Annotated in this window: 22 protein-coding genes, 3 tRNA genes, 1 pseudogene and 1 riboswitch; of the genes and pseudogenes, 13 read left to right on the top strand and 13 right to left on the bottom strand. The window is 53.8% G+C overall.

All coding sequences use genetic code 11. The annotated features are described in order from the left end of the window. Positions 1-36: 36 nt before the first annotated feature. Positions 37-864 (top strand): CheR family methyltransferase, encoded by an 828-nt coding sequence (locus tag DOQ08_RS13610; protein WP_114335540.1) that lies wholly within the window; start codon positions 37-39, stop codon positions 862-864. 65 nt (positions 865-929) lie between these two features. On the opposite strand, the gene DOQ08_RS13605 is transcribed toward DOQ08_RS13610, so the two are convergent. Continuing rightward, positions 930-1,460, bottom strand: a complete 531-nt coding sequence (locus DOQ08_RS13605) for an isochorismatase family protein (RefSeq protein ID WP_114335539.1) — start codon at positions 1,458-1,460, stop codon at positions 930-932. Between the two features lie 190 nt (positions 1,461-1,650). Here DOQ08_RS13605 and DOQ08_RS13600 point away from each other — a divergent pair. Next, a tRNA-Ser gene (locus DOQ08_RS13600) sits at positions 1,651-1,741 on the top strand. Between the two features lie 59 nt (positions 1,742-1,800). Here DOQ08_RS13600 and DOQ08_RS13595 read toward each other — a convergent pair. Next, a complete protein-coding gene (locus DOQ08_RS13595; RefSeq protein ID WP_165823672.1) occupies positions 1,801-2,751 on the bottom strand; it encodes an AEC family transporter in 951 nt (316 codons plus the stop codon). A gap of 86 nt (positions 2,752-2,837) precedes the next feature. On the opposite strand from DOQ08_RS13595, the gene DOQ08_RS13590 reads away from it, so the two are divergent. After that, positions 2,838-3,236, top strand: a complete 399-nt coding sequence (locus tag DOQ08_RS13590; RefSeq protein WP_114335537.1) for a DUF1330 domain-containing protein — start codon at positions 2,838-2,840, stop codon at positions 3,234-3,236. Here the strand turns inward: DOQ08_RS13590 and DOQ08_RS13585 are convergent, their stop codons facing one another. Further along, the gene (locus tag DOQ08_RS13585) at positions 3,237-3,581 is read right to left on the bottom strand and encodes a branched-chain amino acid transporter permease (protein ID WP_114335536.1); all 345 of its coding nucleotides are present in this window, start codon (positions 3,579-3,581) and stop codon (positions 3,237-3,239) included. Further along, complete coding sequence (locus tag DOQ08_RS13580) at positions 3,574-4,278, bottom strand: AzlC family ABC transporter permease (protein ID WP_114335535.1); 705 nt, start codon at positions 4,276-4,278, stop codon at positions 3,574-3,576. The genes DOQ08_RS13585 and DOQ08_RS13580 overlap by 8 nt, the downstream gene beginning before the upstream one ends. A 77-nt stretch (positions 4,279-4,355) precedes the next feature. On the opposite strand from DOQ08_RS13580, the gene DOQ08_RS13575 reads away from it, so the two are divergent. From DOQ08_RS13575 to pgsA, 4 genes are all read left to right on the top strand, one after another. After that, positions 4,356-4,604, top strand: a complete 249-nt coding sequence (locus tag DOQ08_RS13575; protein WP_114335534.1) for a hypothetical protein — start codon at positions 4,356-4,358, stop codon at positions 4,602-4,604. 125 nt (positions 4,605-4,729) lie between these two features. Then, a complete protein-coding gene (gene uvrY, locus DOQ08_RS13570; RefSeq protein ID WP_114335533.1) occupies positions 4,730-5,392 on the top strand; it encodes a UvrY/SirA/GacA family response regulator transcription factor in 663 nt (220 codons plus the stop codon). Continuing rightward, the gene (gene uvrC, locus DOQ08_RS13565) at positions 5,376-7,235 is read left to right on the top strand and encodes an excinuclease ABC subunit UvrC (protein WP_114335532.1); all 1,860 of its coding nucleotides are present in this window, start codon (positions 5,376-5,378) and stop codon (positions 7,233-7,235) included. The genes uvrY and uvrC overlap by 17 nt, the downstream gene beginning before the upstream one ends. A 7-nt stretch (positions 7,236-7,242) precedes the next feature. Next, entirely contained in the window at positions 7,243-7,827 is a 585-nt protein-coding gene (pgsA, locus tag DOQ08_RS13560) for a CDP-diacylglycerol--glycerol-3-phosphate 3-phosphatidyltransferase (protein WP_114335531.1), read from the top strand. A gap of 22 nt (positions 7,828-7,849) precedes the next feature. Here the strand turns inward: pgsA and DOQ08_RS13555 are convergent, their stop codons facing one another. Genes DOQ08_RS13555 through thiB form a run of 7 tightly spaced genes read right to left on the bottom strand, consistent with a single transcriptional unit; the run spans position 7,850 to position 14,695 of the window. Continuing rightward, positions 7,850-8,461 (bottom strand): ABC-type transport auxiliary lipoprotein family protein, encoded by a 612-nt coding sequence (locus DOQ08_RS13555; RefSeq protein WP_114335530.1) that lies wholly within the window; start codon positions 8,459-8,461, stop codon positions 7,850-7,852. After that, positions 8,458-9,396, bottom strand: a complete 939-nt coding sequence (locus DOQ08_RS13550) for an MlaD family protein (protein WP_114335529.1) — start codon at positions 9,394-9,396, stop codon at positions 8,458-8,460. Before DOQ08_RS13550 ends, DOQ08_RS13555 begins: the two co-directional genes overlap by 4 nt. Positions 9,397-9,410: 14 nt before the next feature. Continuing rightward, positions 9,411-10,217, bottom strand: coding sequence for an ABC transporter ATP-binding protein (locus DOQ08_RS13545; protein ID WP_114335528.1), 807 nt, complete (start codon positions 10,215-10,217; stop codon positions 9,411-9,413). Between the two features lie 3 nt (positions 10,218-10,220). Further along, positions 10,221-11,372, bottom strand: a complete 1,152-nt coding sequence (locus DOQ08_RS13540) for an MlaE family ABC transporter permease (protein WP_114335527.1) — start codon at positions 11,370-11,372, stop codon at positions 10,221-10,223. A 36-nt stretch (positions 11,373-11,408) separates the two neighbouring features. Further along, on the bottom strand, positions 11,409-12,023 hold the full coding sequence (locus tag DOQ08_RS13535; protein WP_114335526.1) for a thiamine ABC transporter ATP-binding protein: 615 nt from the start codon (positions 12,021-12,023) through the stop codon (positions 11,409-11,411). Beyond that, positions 12,016-13,686 (bottom strand): ABC transporter permease subunit, encoded by a 1,671-nt coding sequence (locus tag DOQ08_RS13530; protein ID WP_114335525.1) that lies wholly within the window; start codon positions 13,684-13,686, stop codon positions 12,016-12,018. Before DOQ08_RS13530 ends, DOQ08_RS13535 begins: the two co-directional genes overlap by 8 nt. Positions 13,687-13,690: 4 nt before the next feature. Then, a complete protein-coding gene (gene thiB / locus DOQ08_RS13525) occupies positions 13,691-14,695 on the bottom strand; it encodes a thiamine ABC transporter substrate binding subunit (protein ID WP_114335524.1) in 1,005 nt (334 codons plus the stop codon). Between the two features lie 52 nt (positions 14,696-14,747). Further along, positions 14,748-14,843, bottom strand: a riboswitch (TPP riboswitch). A 159-nt stretch (positions 14,844-15,002) separates the two neighbouring features. On the opposite strand from thiB, the gene DOQ08_RS13520 reads away from it, so the two are divergent. Then, positions 15,003-15,734 (top strand): murein L,D-transpeptidase catalytic domain family protein, encoded by a 732-nt coding sequence (locus tag DOQ08_RS13520; protein ID WP_114335523.1) that lies wholly within the window; start codon positions 15,003-15,005, stop codon positions 15,732-15,734. Positions 15,735-15,748: 14 nt separating this feature from the next. On the opposite strand, the gene DOQ08_RS13515 is transcribed toward DOQ08_RS13520, so the two are convergent. Then, the gene (locus DOQ08_RS13515; RefSeq protein WP_114335522.1) at positions 15,749-16,453 is read right to left on the bottom strand and encodes an START domain-containing protein; all 705 of its coding nucleotides are present in this window, start codon (positions 16,451-16,453) and stop codon (positions 15,749-15,751) included. 241 nt (positions 16,454-16,694) lie between these two features. Here DOQ08_RS13515 and DOQ08_RS13510 point away from each other — a divergent pair. Together DOQ08_RS13510 and DOQ08_RS13505 are read left to right on the top strand one after the other, a co-directional pair. Further along, positions 16,695-16,770: transfer RNA gene (locus tag DOQ08_RS13510), tRNA-Gly, on the top strand. A 50-nt stretch (positions 16,771-16,820) separates the two neighbouring features. Then, positions 16,821-16,894, top strand: a tRNA-Cys gene (locus DOQ08_RS13505). A gap of 366 nt (positions 16,895-17,260) precedes the next feature. Here DOQ08_RS13505 and DOQ08_RS13495 read toward each other — a convergent pair. Further along, a pseudogene (locus DOQ08_RS13495) lies at positions 17,261-17,546 on the bottom strand (DDE-type integrase/transposase/recombinase); the annotation flags it as partial. 322 nt (positions 17,547-17,868) lie between these two features. On the opposite strand from DOQ08_RS13495, the gene DOQ08_RS13490 reads away from it, so the two are divergent. From DOQ08_RS13490 to DOQ08_RS13480, 3 genes are all read left to right on the top strand, one after another. Then, positions 17,869-18,288, top strand: coding sequence for a hypothetical protein (locus DOQ08_RS13490; protein WP_114335520.1), 420 nt, complete (start codon positions 17,869-17,871; stop codon positions 18,286-18,288). After that, positions 18,285-18,596 (top strand): hypothetical protein, encoded by a 312-nt coding sequence (locus tag DOQ08_RS13485; protein WP_114335519.1) that lies wholly within the window; start codon positions 18,285-18,287, stop codon positions 18,594-18,596. Before DOQ08_RS13490 ends, DOQ08_RS13485 begins: the two co-directional genes overlap by 4 nt. 27 nt (positions 18,597-18,623) lie before the next feature. Further along, positions 18,624-19,756, top strand: a protein-coding gene (locus tag DOQ08_RS13480) for an IS3 family transposase (protein WP_114335518.1) whose coding sequence is annotated in 2 segments (ribosomal slippage) — positions 18,624-18,894 and positions 18,894-19,756 — 1,134 coding nt in all. Because the reading frame shifts where the segments join, the coding sequence is not laid out codon by codon here. Positions 19,757-19,880: the final 124 nt, after the last annotated feature.

Here is a 19,880-nt window from a genome sequence, read left to right as displayed (position 1 = left end):
GCCCCGTTTAATGGTTTTACCCATGATAGAGATGCAATGAACGCGGAAATAACGCCCCGGGAATACGAAGAATTTAAAACGTTCTTGCAGGATGCCTGCGGCATTCTGCTGGGCGACAACAAGCAGTATCTGGTCAAAAGTCGATTACGCAGAATTCTGGAAGATAACGGGCTGAGCTCGCTTGGTGAGCTTTTGGAAAGGCTCCGGCGCTCCGGGCGCATGGGGTTGCGTGAAATCGTGATCGACGCCATGACTACCAACGAGACGCTTTGGTTCCGGGATAATCATCCGTTTCGTATTCTGCAGGATAAACTGTTACCAGAGTTTGCGGAGCGGCAATCGTTGCAGCCGCTTCGGATCTGGTCTGCCGCGTGCTCAACGGGGCAGGAGCCGTACTCGGTTTCGATGGTGCTAGACGAGTTCCGTCAGGCCCGCCCAGGTAAACTTCGAGACGTTCGTATCATGGCGACTGACATCTCGAAAAGTGTTCTCGAAGTGGCCCGTAAGGGCGAATATGAAATGATTGCGATTGGGCGTGGGTTGTCGCCAGAGCGCCAGAAACGCTACTTCAGGCCGTCTGCGAACGGTGGCTGGCAGATTAACGATCAAATCAAGCGCATGGTGGAGTTTAAAGAGCTGAACCTGCTCGAGCGCTATATGTTTGGTAAGTTCGATATCATTCTTTGTCGTAACGTGTTGATTTATTTTTCTGCAGAATCGAAAAAAGACATCCTGACGCGCCTGCACGGAGCGTTGAACCCCGGTGGCTACTTGATTCTTGGGGCGTCGGAGTCCCTGAATGGCATGCCGGAGCTGTACGAGATGGTGCAGTGCCAGCCCGGCATCGTGTATCGGAAAAAATAGCAGCGGCTTGATCTTCCGGGTTGCCGTTCGATTATTCTAGTGGCGGTATCAAAGCTCTCTGTACGTTATTTGATCAGCTCTTGAATGTCGCGGAAGTGGGGGTGCTTACAGTGCCCCATCCATTCAAAGGCGACCATTTCAGTGGTAACAATTCGTGCGCCGCTTTGATGCAAACGATCGAGGGCCACATCACGATCCAGGTCATTGCGTGAACCTGTGGCATCTGCCACTACCCAGACTTTGTACCCGGCATCGAGCAAGCTTAACGCGGTTTGCAGCATACACACGTGGGTTTCACACCCTCCGACAATAATGTGCTGGCGGCCTTCTGGAAGCTCCTTAATAAGACCGTCCGGGCAAGCATCGAAATGTGTTTTGCCAACAGTGGTGTTGCACAGCTCACGAATGGACTCGACATTCGTGCCCAGTTTTTCCGGCAACTGCTCGGTGCCAATCACGGGCACTTCAAGTAGGCCTGCGATAATTGCCAATGTCGTACAACGATCAATGACTTCCGCGCCCTGACTAATCGCCGGCATCAGCTTTTCCTGTACATCGATGAGTAACAGGGTGGATTGCTCGGCTTTCATCATCATGGTGTTTTCTCCGGAAAGGGTGGGCGTTAGTGATTAAGCATAGCGAAAATAGCGGGATAATAGGGGGTATCGTCGGCCCGGAAATAAATTTTCAGAGAAATGTGCAGATACGGTTGCCAAACGCCGCCAAAACTATTAAAGTTTGCGCCCTCAAATGAGCGGCGAGTTCGCTGATTTGAAACAGTTTATTGGAGAGGTGGCCGAGTGGCTGAAGGCGCACGCCTGGAAAGTGTGTATACGTTAATAGCGTATCGAGGGTTCGAATCCCTCCCTCTCCGCCAAATTAAACCCCAGCAGAAATGCTGGGGTTTTTTGTTTGTGTCTTCAAAACTGGGTTAGTTCAACCCAAGCCGGCTATTTGTAAAACGAACACGCCCATCGTTACCGTCACGCTCGCCAACAAAGTGGTCAGGGCGATGATGTTGGCCGCCATACGGTCGTTGCCTCCGAGCGCCTTCACCATGACAAAGCTGGCCGCTGCGGTGGGGCTTGCAAAGAACAGGAACATCAGCCCCAACTCCCGGCCTTCGAATCCCAATAACCAGGCTGCAAATGTGCAGGCAACTGGCAGTGTCACCATCTTCCACATGGCCGCCCCTAGCGCAGGCCCGCTGTCATTGCGAATGGCTTTCAACGATACGGCGCCGCCAATGCAAAGCAAAGCGAGAGGCAAGGTGAGCGAGGCAAAGTAGTTACCGCTGGTCATGATCCAGTCCGGCAGCGCCACCTTTAATCCGGCGAAGGGGACGGCGACGACAACGGCGATGATCAATGGGTTTCGGACAATATCCCGTAGCGTGGTCGCCGCATTCATTTGTTTGCCCGGTTGGTAGGCGAGCAACACAACCACTGACAGAACGTTGTACGAAATGATAACCAGGCCGAGTAACAGGCCCCCGGCCGAGAGGCCGTAATCGCCGTATAGATTAGCCGCGAGCGCCAATCCGACAATGCCACAGTTGCCCCGAAACGCACCCTGAACGTAAACTCCGCGGTCGTCTCTGGGCGCACGGTTAATGGCCCATAGCCAAGCGGCAAGAAAACTACCGAGGGTGGCCGCCAAGTAGAAAAAAATCATGTTGGCGTTCAGAGTAGCGCTTAGGTCGGCCTTAATGATGGCGAGAAAAACAAGCGTCGGTAGCGTAGCCTTGAACACTAGCGCCGATGCTGTTGCAATGAAATTCTGGTCAATCCAGCCGAGTCGGCGCAGCCCCATACCCAGAAAAACCATGGCAAAGACGGGCAGGGTGGTTTCCAGTGTGTCGCTGAATGTGGCTAGTAATTCGCTCAAGGTTAAGTATTCTCAGAATGTCGTCGATGGATGAAAAGGTTTTACCCGACGTAGCTCCTCACAATAACGAATAAGAAGGATACGCAATGGCGGCCCCAACTCAGGAAGACTTGAAGAAAATCTTGCAAGAAACCCCGAAAGATCAACCTGTCGTTATGCTCAATTTACTGAGATTCCGTGACCGGGCGGAATATCAGGACGCGAGTGAAGCGTGTTCCGGGCGCGACGCCTATAAACGTTATATGAAAGAAGCCGCTGCGTGTGTCAAAGCGGTTGGCGCTGAAGTTATCTGGTCTGGCCGAAGCGTCGGCTCTCTTATTGCGCCTCCTGAAGAGACTTGGGACCAAGTGTTACTGGTTCGATACCCTTCAACCGATGCTTTCCTGACTATGATTGAAGACCCGGATTACAAAGGTGTCCTCAAACATAGGACCGCCGCATTGGAAGACTCCCGATTAGTAGCTAACGTGGAGAGTGGCGTGTAATCAGGCACCCGCCACCATCATTCCGGTTTGCTGAATGGCCATATAGGCAATAGTGCCAGTCGCGATGGACAGCAAAGCATTGCCTCGCCAAAGATGAACCGCCACCACCAGCAAACCGGGGATCAAGGCATCTAACCCGAATGCCCCGGCACCCCAATTGCCCGACCTTTGTAGAAAAACCGTCGCCAGCAAGGCCATGACCGCTGCAGGCAAAAAACGCCCCAAATGTTTAATAAGCGGGTGGTCGGTGTGGCGTTCGAAAAACAGAAAGGGCACTACGCGCGTGGCGAAAGTTGCTAACGCCGTGACGGCGATGAATGCCGCCAGATAATAGCCTTCAGTCATGGGTGGCCTCCGGCTCAAGACCAGGCTCGCGCTGGTAACGGTATTGAATCAGCAGCACTGCAGTAACAATGGCAATGGCGGCAATCAACTGATGGGTGGCTGGTATCAGTAACATAGCAATGCCTGCCGCGAATGCACCGGCCCAGATGGGGAAGGTGTTGCCAAGAGCCTTGAATTGCTCGATGGTCAAAACAATGAATAAAGCGACCAAGGCAAATTCGATGCCCGTGCTGTTAAACGCGACCCACTCTCCAAGCAACGCGCCCAAGGCGCATCCGGCAATCCAGTAGAGTTGATTGAAGGCGGTAATGCGGAAATCGATTTCTTGCTCGCTGCGTGAATCGCCGGAACGTGCTCGGCTGGTTAGCAGCGAATAGGTTTCGTCGGTAAGCCCGAAGATAAGGTAACCTTTGCGCCAGCCGGCACCGCGAAACTGGCCAAGGAGTGACAGGCCGTAAAACAGGTGACGGGCATTAAGAACCAGCATCGCCACCGCCACTTCGAGCAACCCGGCATTGGCGGCTAACAGGCTAACGGCCAAGATTTGCCCGGCACCGGCATAGATCACCAGGCCCATAAGCGGCGCTATCCACCATGCGTAATCCAATTGCGTGGAAAACAGCACACCGAAGGCCATCCCTAATGGTAGGTATCCAAACAGGATAGGGAGTGTTAGCTTGAAGACGTTCTGGTTCATTAGCATCCGAACTTTGTAAAAGGCACGATGATAATGAATTGCTTGAGGCTTTTGAAGATAGCGGGAAAGGAATGATTATGAGCGATTATGCTAATGGACCTGAGTCGGATCCTCGTCAGGAAAAGTTTGTGGTGGATGCCTGCCTGCTGACCACAGACCAGCTTGAAGGGCTGGCGGAAGAGTACTGCACGCGTTATCACGGGCTGAACGACACAGAGGACCCCTTAGCAGAGCGCAGCCGGGTGCTTGCCGCGATTCAAGAGGGCGAGTTGGTGGTGTGGTTTGATCCGGTCGAAAATACCGCCAGCCTGGGTTCTCCGGCCTGATGTTCCGGACGATAAGGCAGCAGAGGTTGATGAAGGACAAGGTTTTGGGCACGTTACCTATGCGGTGAGTCCGGTAATGGGTACAATTGCTGAGCGTTGTTTATATTCTGTTGGTGAGGTGAGCTTTGATCAGGGTTCTGGTTGTAGATGACCACGAGTTGGTGCGCTCCGGCATTACCCGCATGTTGGCTGACAATCCTGACATTGATGTGATTGGTCAGGCCTCTTCTGGTGAAGATGCAATTGATTTTGTACGCAACGCGCGGCCGGATATTGTTTTGATGGATATCCGGATGCCGGGTATTGGCGGGCTTGAAGCCACACGGAGAATTCTCCGGCTGGACGACTCCATTCGGATTATCGTGGTGACTGCCTGCGCAGACGACCCGTATCCGGCGCGGGTGATGCAAAGCGGAGCAGCGGCTTATATCACCAAGGGCGCAGACATTCAGGAAATGGTGCGTGCCATTCGCAAAGCCCATTCCGGCCAGCGTTACATTAGCCCCGAGATCGCCCAGAAGATGGCACTGAACTCACTGGGTGGCGGCGACAGGGACGAAGATGGTGAGCTGTCGAAGTTCGATCGCTTGTCGGAGCGTGAAATGCAGATTGCCATGATGGTGGTGGAGTGCCAGAAAGTTCAGGATATTTCGGACAAGCTCTGTCTGAGCCCGAAAACCGTGAACAGTTACCGCTACCGGATCTTCGAAAAGCTCGAGATTTCCAGCGACGTAGAATTAGCGCTGATGGCAGTACGGCTTGGGTTGCTGGATGCCGACACCGTCTGAACCCAATCACACTCCCGGGGAGTTCGACAGCAAGAACTTCCTGAAACAACTCTCTGAACGCGCCGGTGTCTATCGTATGTACGATAGTGCAGGCGAGATCCTGTACGTCGGTAAAGCTCGAAACCTCAAAAATCGCGTCAGCAGTTACTTTCGAAAAACCGGGCTGGCCCCGAAAACCGAAGCCTTGGTCGGCAAGATTCACTCCATCGAAGTAACCATTACCGGCAGTGAAACCGAAGCGCTTCTGCTTGAGCAAAACCTGATCAAATCCCTGAGGCCGCCGTACAACATTCTGCTTCGGGACGATAAATCCTACCCCTATATCTATTTGTCTTCGCACAGCGATTACCCGTCGCTGACTTTCCGTCGTGGCCGTACAAAAAAGGGTGGCGGAACCTGGTTCGGACCTTTCCCGAGCTCTGGGGCGGTTAAAGAAAGTCTTAATATTCTACAGAAGGTTTTCAAGATAAGGTCTTGTGATGAAAGCTATTTCAGAAACAGGAATCGGCCTTGTCTGCAGTATCAAATCAATCGATGTACCGCACCCTGTGTGGAGTACATAAGCCCCGAGGAGTATCAGCAAGACATTCGTCGCGCCACCATGTTTCTGGAGGGCAAGAATCCGGCGATCATTCGCGATCTGATGAGCGCGATGGAAGAGGCCGCCGCAAAGCTCGAGTTCGAGAAAGCCGCCTCTTATCGTGATCAGGTCAATCACTTGCGCCATGTGCAGGAGCAGCAGTCGGTGGACGGCGAGGGTGGTGATGCCGATGTGATCGCCATTGCCCAGGAAGCTGGCGTGGTGTGTATCGTGGTGATCATTGTGCGAGGAGGTCGGGTGCTGGGCACCAAGGATTACTTTCCGAAGTTTTCCCTGGAGCAGACGGAAGGCGAGTTATTGGCATCGTTCCTTGGACAGTATTATTTTGGCGGCAATACCCGCCGGGAAATCCCGAATGACATTCTGGTTCCGGTGAAAGTAGAGGGGCAGGAGCTTTTGGCAGCAGCCCTCACGGAAGCCGCCAACCGTGACACAAGAGTGCGTGGCAATGTGCGTGGTGAGCGTAAACGCTGGCTTGAACTGGCCATGACCAACGCCCAACAGACACTGCTGACGCACCTTGCCAGCAAGGAAACGGTGTATCGTCGGTTGTTGGCACTTCGTGACTTATTAGAATTAACAGAAACACCCAGCCGCATGGAGTGTTTTGATATCAGCCACAGCCATGGGGAAAATACCGTCGCATCCTGCGTGGTTTTCGACGAGAATGGCCCCCTGAAAAGCGACTATCGCTTGTATAATATTGAAGGCGTGACCGCCGGCGATGATTATGCGGCCATGCGCCAGGTACTGACTCGCCGCTACCGCAGACTGGCGAATGGCGAAGGCAAGAAACCGGATTTAGTCTTTATCGATGGTGGTAAAGGCCAGTTGAACATTGCCCGTGAAGTCTTTGACGAGCTTGAGATTTCAGATATTCCACTAATTGGTGTGGCAAAGGGTGTTACTCGTCGGGCTGGCATGGAACAATTGATCGACGCCATGACCGGTGCCGTCTTCAGAGTGCCAGCCGATTCACCGGCGTTGCACCTGATTCAGCACATCCGGGATGAATCGCACCGGTTTGCCATTACCGGCCACCGGGCGCGGCGCGACAAAAAACGCCGACAGTCCACCCTTGAAGGTATTGAGGGTGTGGGGCCTAAGCGCAGGCGAGAGTTGATACGTTACTTCGGTGGAATCCAGGGTATCCGAAAAGCCGGAGTTGACGAAATTGCCAAGGTTCAAGGCATCAGCAAAGCATTGGCCGAAACCATTTACGCAGCATTGCATAACGAATAGGAACACAATGAATTTACCGAACCTGATTACCCTGTCCCGCATCGTCATGATTCCGGTGTTCGTGGTGGTGTTTTATTTGCCGGCGAGCTGGAGTTATATGGCGAGTGCGGCGATTTTTGCGCTGGCAGGGATCACGGATTGGTTGGATGGTTATCTGGCCCGGCGGCTGAACCAAAGCACGCCATTTGGTGCGTTTTTGGATCCGGTCGCAGACAAATTGATGGTGGCAGTCGCGCTGGCGGTTCTGATCGAAGAGTATTCTGCGGTTCTGCTGACCATTCCCGCGACGATCATTATCGGGCGTGAAATTGTGATTTCCGCGTTGCGCGAATGGATGGCTGAAATTGGTAGCCGGGGTAGTGTGGCGGTTTCCTACATTGGCAAGATTAAAACCACGGCTCAGATTGCCGCCATCGTGGGCTTGCTGGCGTTCCCGCCGGGGAATTTGCTGGCCGATATCGCCGTTGGGCTGCTGTATCTGGCTGCGGTGCTAACGTTGTGGTCGATGTATCTGTACTTGCACGCCGCCTGGGATGACTTGTTTCCGAAGGCGGATGAGACGGTGACTGACGAAAACCGGAGCGAAATCTAAACCCGCTCTCTTCGGGCGCGGCTCACTGCGCCCGCTGCACACAACTCCAGGCCCAATCGGTCAGTTCGGTTGCCAGCGTATTGCTGGCCCGGGAAAAGGCCTCTACCGCCGATTCCAGTTCGGAGCTGGCGGCCATTTCTTGAATCGACCAGTTGCGAATACACAAACTGCTGCCACTTTGCTCGCTGATGACTTCTGCATGCAGTTCCAGAACCACCTGATGCCTCTTACCGTGTTGCACGACCTGAAACGCCGACAGTTCAGTGAGCAGGGAGTGTTCGGTGTTGGCTGCACTGGTGTCGATCACTACGTTTCGAAACCCTCGACTGTTGCGAAGATGCCGGGCAAGGTAGTCGCGAATCACGACGGGAGCACTGTCGCGCCACCGAGCTTTTGGGTAGGCCTGAAACTCGTAAGGTGTTGGCTTAAGCAGAATGGCGGAGCTGTCCATCGGGTCTGAAGCCAGTGGCGTATGGATGCGCAGGCTGCTTTGCAGCGGTTTTTCGAAATCAACCGGTGCACTCACAACCGCCAAATCCATGGCTCTGGGTGGCTCTGGCCTCGGGAGAACCGTGCAGGCGGCGGTTGATAGTGCGGCCAACAAGACGGCCATTGCCTTGAGGCGACTATTCATTTTTCAAACTCCTTGATGGTCGATCCCCCCCACAGGGTGCTTGCCGGATCTTGTTCAAGCCGGCGCGTGAAACTGTTCAGGTTACGCAAGGTCGATTTCAATTGCCGCAGGGCAGGGCCTAGCTGAGATAGCCCTTGAAGCCCGGCGTTCAGCGAATGCTCATTGTCGGCGGTGAGGCTGTTAACCCGCTCTAAGGATGGTTGCAGGGTCGCGATGGCGGTATCCATGGCATTCAGCACGGGCACGACCCGATCATTGAGCACCGCCCGAGTGTTGTCAGACACGTTCGATACCTTAATGGCTGCTTCCTCGGCGCGCACAGCGGCGGTGTTGAATTGCTCCATCAGGGCAATGAGTGCTTCGCGGTTTGCTAACAGGGATTCGCTCGCTTCCCGGGCGTTGTCGAGCAGAGCGGATACGTTTTCGATGTTTTCGGTAGCCAGTAATCGGTTCATATTTGTCAGCAATTGCTCGGCCTGGGCAAGCATGGCTTCGCCGTTATTCATCAGATTGTTCAGAGCCGATGGTTCTGCATGAATTAACGGTGGGTTATTGCGGCCGCCCTGAAGCCTCTCGCTCTGAGGAGTGCCCCCGGTAAACTGGATGCTCATGCTGCCGGTGATGTTGGCCAGTACCAATCCGGCTTTGGTGTCTGTGCGCACCGGAATGTCCTGCTCAACGCGCACCAGCACCCGAACGTGGGCAGGATTGTCCGGAGCTAACGTCAGTTCCAGAACGTCACCCACCTGAATGCCGCTGTACAGAACCGGGTTGCCCTTGGCCAAGCCGCTTACGGGGTGATCAAAGCCGATTTGGTAATAGGCCCATTCCCGATCTGCCGAGGATTTTCCGAGCCACAGCGCAAACAGCAGCGCTGCCGTTACCGCAACCAGCGTGAAGAATCCTATGATGATGTGATGGGCCTTCGGCTCCATTTACGGAACTCCTGTTAAGTGGCTTTTGTTCCAGCAGCGATGGCAGCTCGGCCACGAGGGCCATGGAAATACTCTTGAATCCAAGCGTCATCGGTTTGGGCAACGCGGTCAAGGGTATCGGCAACCAATACCTTACGTTGGGCCAGCACCGCCACCCGATCACAGGTGGAATAGAGCGTGTCGAGGTCGTGGGTGACCAGAAAAACCGTCAAACCCAAGGCCTTGCTCAGCGTGACAATCAATTCATCGAAATCTGCCGCACCGATAGGGTCCAGACCGGCGGTTGGCTCGTCCAGAAACAGGATTTCAGGATCCAGCGCCAACGCACGGGCCAGTGCCGCACGCTTGACCATGCCGCCTGAAAGTTCGGCCGGGTATTTCAAGGCCGCCTCCGGCGGTAATCCGGTCAACGCCAGTTTCATGCGGGCTATCTCTTCTGCATCAACGCGAGCAAGCCCCGTATGTTCGACCAGTGGTACCGATATGTTCTGCACCAGATTCAGAGAAGTAAACAGAGCGCCGCCCTGGAACAAGACACCGAATCGCTGTTCATAGCGGGAGCGTTCTTCTGCGGGCAGTTCGGTAAGGTCGGTATCGAACAGCCGAATATGCCCCGCACTTGGGGTGTTCAAGCCCACAATGGTTCGCAACAGTACCGATTTTCCGGTGCCGGAGCCGCCCACTACGCCGAGTATCTCACCGGTATACAAATCCAGATCAAGATCTTCGTGCACAATGTGGTTGCCAAAGCGTGTACTTAAGCCTCGTACCTGAATAATGACGTCGCCCGGACATTTGCGTTGAGCTTGAGAGTTGGCCATGCGTTACCAGCCCATTTCCATGAAAAACAACGCGGCGATGGAGTCGAGCAGAATCACCATGAAGATCGACTGCACAACACTGGACGTGGTGTGCTCACCGACGGACTGTGCGCTGCCAGCCACCTTGAAGCCTTCGAGGCAGCCGATCACGGCGATCAGGAAGGCGAATACGGGAGCTTTGCCAATACCCACCAGAAAGTGCGTTAGGCCAATATCCCGCTCAACAATCGCCAAATACTGACTGGGTGGAATGTCCAGCGTAATGGCGCAGACCACCGCACCGCCAATCATGCCCGAAATCATGCCGACAAATGTGAGAACCGGCAGGCTTACCATCATGGCCAGTACTCTGGGCACCACCAGTAACTCCACCGGGTTTAAACCCAAAGTGCGAATAGCATCCAGCTCTTCGTTGACCTTCATGGCGCCGATGTGTGCCGTAAAAGAGCTGGCGGTGCGACCGGCCAACAGAATGGCGGCCAGCAGAACGCCAAACTCCCGCAGGAACGAAAACGCCACGAGGTTCACGGTGTATATGGTGGCGCCAAAATCCTGCAACACGGTGGCACCCAAAAAGGCGACGACGGAACCGACAAGAAAGGTGAGCAAGGCAACAATAGGCAGGGCGTTGAGCCCGGTGTCGTGAACGGCTGCTACAAACGAGGTAATGCGCCAGCGTGTGGGGCGGGGAAGGATGTAAAACAACGCCGCCAATGTTTGACCGATGAAGCCGGCCAATAGCCAGACCAGACGAGAAACGTCGGTGACTTTCTCGCCCGTGCTTGCCAGAAATGCCAGTAGAGGGTTGGTTCTCGGCGCTGGGCGTGGTTCTGCCTTCATCGCTGACGCAACTGTAGCAATCAACGCTTGCTGCTCGGTGGCTAGATTGCTGCTTTCGACAGATTCTATAAGTGCCAAGGGCCCGACGAGTTTTACCAGTAATGACGCGCCCGCGGTATCCACCCGGCCGAGATGAGAGACATCGAGCGGGACGCTTGTAACATCCCTCGTTTGTATCGTCTCGACCAATCGGGCCAGTTCGGTGTAATTCGACAGAATCCAATCGCCGCTGCAGGTCAGACCGGAATCGCTCAGTTCTGCGTTACCGGCTGACGGTTGGTGTGAGCGTGAAGATTGCCGGGGAGAAGTTGCCACTACGAAATTAGGTCCTTGCTGCCGTTCACTGCAAGCTTAGAGATTCCAATAGAAGTCTGCCAATAACTTTCGGTCATCTTCGTCGTGGCTGGCGAGAATCAAGGCGACGCCTCGTGCCTTCTCTTCCTTCAGCATGGCTCGAAGGCTGTCTTTTGCTTCGTTGTCCAAGCCGGTTAGTGGTTCGTCCAGTAGCAATAAAGGTTGTCGCCGCAGAATCGCTCTCACCAAAGCCACTCGCTGGCGTTGTCCGCCAGACAGATCGCCCGGCATTCTCGAGCCGAACCCCGAAAGCCCGGTGCGTTCGAGTCCTTCGTTAATGCTTTGCTTCTGATGGGCAGTCAGTTTCAATCCCGGATGAAGCCCTAGGCCGATATTGGTGGCTACATCCAGATGCTCGAACAAATTGTGTTCCTGGAACACGCTGGTTACCGGGCGGTTCCAAGGTTCAAGGTGCTGAATCGGCCTGCCGTTCCAAAGGATTTGGCCTGAATCCGGTGCGAGAAAACCAGCAATTAGATTCAGCAATGTGGTCTTGCCACTTCCGCTGGCGCCATGAACCGCCACGCACCGGCCGGGTGCCAGAGAAAAGTGGTATTCCCAGCCCTCGGATTGCCCCGGGTAGCGAAAACACAGGTGTTCGACATCAAGCATGCTTGGGCTCCAGAGTGGTTTCAGGCAAGCGGGATCTGGCTTGGTGGGCGGGTGGACGGCCAATGGCCGACAGCAGTCCGAAAATGACCACCAACAACAGCAGCAACCATAAGCCGGTGCCAGCGGCTGCGGCTACCTGATAGCTGCCCAGTTGTTGGTATAGCAGAACCGGCAATGTTGGCTGGCTGGGGCTTCCAAACAAGGCAATAACCCCGAAATCCCCCATTGAAAGCGCAATGCCATAGGCCAGCCCCAGAGCCATCGGCCGGCGTAATAACGGCCAATAGATCCAGCGCCACCGATACCAGCCCAATGTGCCCAACTGATCGGCCACACGGCGAGAATGGCTATCCAGGCTGCTCAGTGGGCCACGCAATACCTGGATAACAAAGGGCAGTGCCATCAAACCGTTGATCAAGGCCACCAGCACCCAGCCTTGCGCATGGTTGCCTAACCCCGGGCGAAGCAACAAAAACAGCCCGGTGCCAAGCACAATCGGCGGTACGATCAATGGCAGGTATCCGGTGGTTGTTGGAATGGCCTTCAATACAGAGTTCTTGGCCCTGTTGGCAGAGGCCAGAATCAATAATGACGCGGCGACTGAGCCAAACCCCGCGGGCAGCGCAATCAGCAGGCTGCGCCCGGTAGCGGGTAATAGCCGGTCATAGAGAGTGGGGCTGGCATCGAGGGCCAAAAGCGCGGGCAATCCGCGAATGCCTATGGCTAATAAGGGCAGCAATAAAAACAGGCTGAACATCAGTAACAGTGCACCCGACAGCGCAGACTGGGCGCGCCAGGGCTTGAGCGGAACGGTATGGGCAAACTGTCGATTTGGAAGCAGAGAGGATTCCAGGTGTTGGCGGAACACCAGCCACCATAAGCTGCCGCAAATCAATAATTGAATAACGGCTAAAACCGCCGCCTGCGGGAAGTCGAATTCAAATCGCAGCGCTTGGTAAATCGCTACTTCCAGAGTTGTCGCCGCCGGCCCGCCACCGAGCGTCATGATGATGGCAAAACTGGTAAAGCATAAAGTGAAGACCAGGGCGCTTAGCCCCGGAAAAACGGCGCGTAGAGCTGGCCATTCAACCGAGCGCCAGAGCCACCAGCCGCGAAGACCCAGTTGTGAAGCTATACGGAGGCGCGCTGGTGAAATGGCTTCCAGGGATTGCAGCATCACACGCGCGGCAAGAGGCGCGTTAAAGAACACGTGGGCCAGCAGAATGCCGTTGATCCCATACAGATTCCAGCCATGGCCGGGGAACCATTCGGTCAGTAAACCGGTGGCCCAGCCTTGCCGGCCATACACGCCAATAATCCCTGAAACCGCGACAATGGTAGGCAGCACCAAGCTGAGCTCCATCACTCGAAGTAGCCCCGACCGGCCCGGAAAGTGACGGTATCGTGCCAAGGCCAGTGCAACAGGAAGTGCCAGTGCCAGGCTGAATAAAACGGATAGCACCGCCTGCCAGACGGTAAACCACACCACGCCTCGCAAATAACGGCTGCCAAGCACCGTTGAGAGATCCAGACCGCCGGCGGTTATCAGCATGCTGCCAAGACCAAGGGCGACCAGTATCAATAAAGCCAAACCAATGAGTTGGCCCGGGATGAGTTGCCATCCCGGGTGGCTGAGAGGCGCTTTCGTGGGCGTGGAGCGCATAACGCTATCGGGTCATCGCATCCAGCCAGTCGTTTACAAGCTGGCGTCGTTGCCCGGCAACCTCCGCTGGGGGCAGGAAGAAAGTATGTTCCGGCGAAATCAGGCGGTTGAAAACGCCGGGTAGATCGTCGCCCAGATCAATGGCCGGGTACATGACGTTCTTGAGCGGGATGTGTGTTTGAAACTCAGGCGTGAGCATGAAATCCAAAAATTGCCGGGCCAACGGTTTTTGCTTTGAGGAATTAACCAGCGCGGCGACTTCGACTTGCAGGTAGTGACCTTCCTCAAATTGAACCGCCTGGTAGCGGTCGGTTTTATCAACGGCCATGTGATAGGCAGGAGATGTGCTGTAGGAAAGTATCATTGGCGCTTCGCCATTCATAAACAGCGAGAAATAGCCGTCACTCCAGCTTTGTGTGGTGGCCAGAATTTTGTCATTCAGCTGCGCCCACTTGGCCGGCGCTTCTTCGCCGTAGACCGAGTGCATCCACAGCAACAGACCGAGCCCCGGAGTGCTGGTTCGGGGGTCTTGGATGATGATTTTCAGATCATCGGGTGAGTTGATCAGATCATCGAAACTGGTGGGTGGCTCTGGCAGCTGTTCGGTGTCATACACAAAGGCAAAGTAGCCCCAGTCGTAAGGAATGAAATGGGCGTCATTCCAGTCGATGGGTAAATCCAGTGCCTCTAACGAGCGGTCGTGCTCTGCAATCAGGCCGGTTTGAAGCGCGGTTTCCATAGTGGCTGTATCCAGCCCCAGCACCACATCGGCCGGGGTTGAAGCGCCTTCCAACCGAAGCCGCTGCAAAATATCACCACCGCTGTTCAGTACGGTGTAATTGAGCGTGCACTCACATTGCTTCTCAAACGCCTCTTTAACGCCGGGCCCGGGGCCCCATTCGGCGGCGAAGGACGGGTGGGTATATACGTTCAATACCGGCCGGTCGGCCGCGTGTGCAATCACAGGCAAGGTAACGGCCAAGACCAAGAGGGATAAGCGAGAAAGCATGTGCGGCATCCTTATTTGAGAGGGAGATACCATGCCGCGGCACACACTGAGGTGTTCAGTGTGACTCAATTCCTTCGTCGGCATTATCCGTGTCAGGTTCCGCGGGTGTGGTCTCAGCCCTTTAGCGAGGGCACCCCGTTGAGTTAGAGCGATTCTATCATGCCGCTGAGGCAGGACAAATTCGAGGTCTTTGTAGGGTAAAGGTTAAAAAATGTACGGAAACACGAAAGTCTAAAAGTTCGCTGTTAGAATGGGGCCAATTTTTAGTCAGCTAGTCAACGATTATTACTTTTGAGGTCTTGTGCGTATGTCTTTGCACACCAAACGACGCCCTTTTACATGGTTATCGGGCCTGGCATTTCTTGCTTGTTTTTCCGTTCAAGGAAATGCCTCATCCATTGATCAAACGTTACTCGATAGACTGTCTGGGGCTGCTCCGAATTTGAACCCAGAAGTGTTGGGTGCAGCCTACAAAGCAACCCAGTGTGCGGTTAACAACGGTGTTGCCATGCCCGAGCGGCTGGCGGTGATTGATTTTTCACTGCCATCCAGTGAAGAACGTATGTGGATCTTCGATCTAAGCAAGGGCGATTTGTTGCTCAGAGATTTGGTAGCGCATGGAAAGAATTCCGGAAACCTGGAAGCCCGCGCCTTCTCGAACATTGAAGGCAGCCACCAGTCCAGCATTGGCTTGTTCAAAGGTAACGAAAGCTACAGTGGCACTCATGGTTATGCGTTGCGACTGGACGGATTGGAACCTGGGGTGAATGACCTGGCCCGCCAGAGAGCCATTGTGATTCATGGTGCCGATTACGTAAGCCCGGATTGGGTGGCAGATTACGGGCGAATTGGCCGTAGTCACGGTTGCCCGGCGGTTGACCGAAAAGTGATTCGTTCTGTGGTGGATAATCTGAAGGGTGGGCAGTTGGTGTTTACCTATTACCCGGATCAGGAGTGGCTGCAGAGTTCCAGCTTCCTGAATTGCGATGCCCCCGCCCAAGTGGCCGAAGCCACTCCGGCGAAGGGTAATAACTCGTAAGTTGGCGAGTTCGTTTAAGAGCCCAGCGTTGAGAAGCGCAAATTGTGCTTCTCAACTAATTCTGTTGGCACGTTCTCTTCATCGTAATTGTTGAAAGGCTCCTTTTTCATCATCTTCTGAAGTCCTTCCAGAGTTCGGATGGGTGCGTCGGTGGCAACCATGTTTGCAATCCATGCCGGAACCAACCCGCCCGGATCAACCTGGGTGGTAAACGTGATGCGCGTCCAGCCGTCAGCCAGCGGCTCAAGGTAAAAGCTGTTGTTCAGCATCGGAATGCGCACATAGTCTTCCTGTTCCGGTGCACCTTTTGGCCAGCCAATAGATTGCACGGTGACGGGCCCGTCTACTTCTTCTTGCTTAAATGCAGACTTCATCACCAGGTCACGGTCGGAAGCTGGCCATACGCCATCAAACATCATCCATAGAAACTTTTCGCCGTCTTCGGTGAAATGATAGTGAGCCTCCTGGCAGTTGTAGATCCATTCCTGGCATACGGAAATGTCGTTGATGACGGACATCGCTGAGAATATGGAGTGTTGAGTTTCCACCACACCACGGAACTGCTTAATCGGCGAATTTTCAGCATCACGAACGTAAGTTGTAATGTCGGAACGTTCTTCGCCCTGCTGCTTGACGACCCACTCAGAGGCAAGGGTAGGGCTTACGCTGAATAGCGAAAGTGTTAGAAATGCCAGGGTCGAAAAACTGAAGTGTCGCATGGTCAATACAAGCCTTTATTGAAACGGAATATCGATAGGCGGCGATTCTCGGGGATGAGTCAGGGTGGATCTATGGCGTGAATGACATCGCAGGGGAGAGGAGCGGCAAAGAATTGTCTTCTTTGGCTAAAAAATACCCAAAATACGCTAAAAAACAAAAGGTTGAAAAAAGTTGTTGACGCCGGCGAAGTAATCCGTAGAATACGCATCCGTTGACGAGGCAAAGCCTCTTAAACGAAGAGCGGGAATAGCTCAGTTGGTAGAGCACAACCTTGCCAAGGTTGGGGTCGCGAGTTCGAATCTCGTTTCCCGCTCCAATTCCAAGTCTCTCACGCCCCCTGAGAGCAAGGCCGAAAAAGGCTTATCCGGCGCGGTGGCAGAGTGGTTATGCAGCGGACTGCAACTCCGTGTACGCCGGTTCGATTCCGACCCGCGCCTCCATTTTTTGTAATTTTTTCAGTGGCTTAGCGTTTTGCTGTCTTATCCACTTATTGATAGAGTCAAAATGACGACATCAATTTCATTTTCGGTCCGCATCTCTCAGTGATTTTAATGTCGATTTCGAGCGCTCTGGTGGGCGAATCAATCGGTAGTGTTTCCGCTTGGCTTCGGTCTCGTGACCACCCTTGTTGTTTTCTCCTTGCGAGACAAATTCATCCGTTAAACCTTTAATACGTAAATCTCTTGTTTGATATTGGTCTTTGTACCCAGCCTCCTCGCATGCCTCTGCCCAAACTCCTTGGACATATCGGCGCTTGACTGGTTGAGTACGACTACGGAAATGAAAGTATCGTGGATAGACCTTTGATATCCTAGGGCCGGTATCCATTCAGGCTCCAGAACAGCCTCTCCATCGGCGCGTTGTCCCAGCATTTTCCAAGTTGGCTCATGCTTTGTATCATTCGATAGCGCTAGGGCCTTTGGCGGAACTGCGGCTGGCATACTGACTTCGTTGATCCGAATGGAACATGACTTTCTCTGGCTGACCACGCTGTTCCCAAGCGTGATCCAGAGCTTTGACCACCAAATCGGCATCGGGGCTGGATGACATTGCCAAACCAACGACGCGTCGGGCATACAAATCCAGAGTGACACCGTCACACTCCTCGGTCAGCTGATTAAACCAACGCCGGATAGTGCTTTTACCCATTCCCAGGGACACGCTCGCCTGGGGAATCGCGTAACATTTATCCCAAGGACGAAGTGGTCCGACAAGTCACGGAGCGAGGCTGTTCCGTTGCGGAAGTGTCGCCGAATATATTATGGCTGGAGTATGATTGGGCCTCCAATCATAGTGAATGGTGGGACGACATCTGACCAGCCGCTCCCTTAAGGTTCTCTGACGCATGCCCGAACGTGGGCTTGTGATTCCGGATCGGTATGATCTTTGATGCGCATAAATCCAAGGAAACGTTATGAAGTCGATTGTGTATTTAATGGCGATGCTCTTATGTTCAAAGATGTTAGCATCTTGTGCAAACATGAACTCGGTAATAAGTGCACCCAAAGATGCGGGAGTGTCCCGTGTTTATGAGGAAGATCATGAGTTGGTGAAGGCTGCAGTTCTTGCCAGCATGCAAAGCCTTAATATTAATATAAAGGAAACCCGACAAACCTCTGATGGATTTTCCATTACGTTTACAAAAACTATATCGCCGTTTAGTTGGGGGGAGGTGGGCAGAGTTTTGGTGAATAAGAACGATAGCACCACCTCAACCGTATTTGTTCATTCTAAAAAGAGATTGAGAACCCAAGTTACCGGTGCCGATGAAGATGATTTCGAAAAGAGTATTTTTCGTGGGGTATTGGAAATAATTGAAAGAGATAGAATATGAAGTTCCTGGCTTTATTGTTGAGTATGATTGCTCTTGTGTCGTGTAGCAGTGTGGATGTTAAGAGAACTCACCCTATAATTTTTAGCCCCCTTTTCATAGCTAAAGTAGAAGGTATAAGAGAAGTTATACTTGAACCAAATGAGAGTAAGTCAGAACGGGTTCTCGTAGGGTTAATATTTGCCGGCCCCTTGGGGGCAATTGCGACTGCCAATACTGAAGAAGGATTTAGCAAGCCCAAAGCTTTTGAGTACACATTGTTATCCCAGGTGAAGTGGACCCCAAATTTTGGACAGGTGCCTAAGCTCTGATTCATCATCTCCACGAGGAGGAGAATCATGAGCAAGAAACGCAAGCAATACAGCGCATCATTCAAGTCCAAAGTTGCTCTGGCCGCCCTCAAGGGTGACCAGACCACATCCGAAATTGCCGCCCGTTTCCAGATTCACCCCACCATGGTCAGTACCTGGAAGCGCGAGCTGCTGGAGAACGCTCCCGACCTCTTCGAAGGCAAGAGGAAGGCCGGCAAGCAATCCGATGAGCCCAGCACAGACGAGCTTTACCGGGAGATCGGTCGACTGACGGTGGAACGCGATTTTTTGTCGCGCAAGCTCGATCAGTAAGCCGTCAACAGCGGTTGGCGATGATCGAGCGTGGTCATCCCCAAGTCAGTCTTTCGCGCCAGTGCGAGCTGCTCAAGCTGAGCCGCTCATCGGTGTACTACGTCCCTCGTGAGCAATGTCAGGAGGATCTGGATCTGATGTACCTGATTGATCAGCAGCACCTGAAAACGCCGTATTATGGCTCTCGCAAGATGCGGTTCCACTTGCAGCACCAGGGCTACCGCATCAACCGGAAGCGGGTGCAGCGGCTGATGCGCACCATGGGCATTCAGGCCGTGTACCCGCGACCAAGAACCAGTGTTCCGGGCGACGGGCACAAGGTGTACCCGTACCTGCTCAAGGGCTTGAAGATCGATCGTCCCAATCAGGTTTGGGCAACTGACATCAGCTACGTGCCGCTGGCGCGGGGCTTCATGTATCTGGTTGCCATCATCGACTGGTACAGCCGCAAGGTGCTGTCCTGGCGGATCTCCAACACCATGGACACAGACTTCTGCGTCGATGCCCTGGAGGAGGCTCTACAGCACCATGGAACGCCGGAAATCTTCAACACCGATCAGGGCGTCCAGTTCACCAGCGAGGCCTTCACAAGCGTTCTCAAAGAGCATGGCATCCGGATCAGCATGGACGGCAAGGGCTGCTACCATGACAACATCTTCGTGGAACGGCTCTGGCGCAGCGTCAAACACGAGTGCGTCTACCTCACTGCCTTCGAGGATGGTCAACACTTGAAGCAGGCGCTCCACCGGTACTTCCGGCATTACAATCAGACCCGATACCACCAAACCCTTGATTACCAAACGCCCGATGAGGTGTACTACGGGCAACCCATATCTCTGGCAGCCTGAGCCATGGAAACAACCGGATCATAGCTTAGCCCGGATTTCTCATAGGTCCCCGGCAAGTCTCGCAGACCGTGCAGGTTACCGCCATTACCGCTCATTTGCAGCCGAGAATGATTAATAACTGATC

The organism is Marinobacter litoralis, assembly GCF_003336705.1.
In the GTDB taxonomy this organism is placed as follows: domain Bacteria; phylum Pseudomonadota; class Gammaproteobacteria; order Pseudomonadales; family Oleiphilaceae; genus Marinobacter; species Marinobacter litoralis.
The sequence above is the reverse complement of the archived record's forward strand: the minus strand, read 5'-3'. Positions and strand labels throughout refer to the sequence as shown.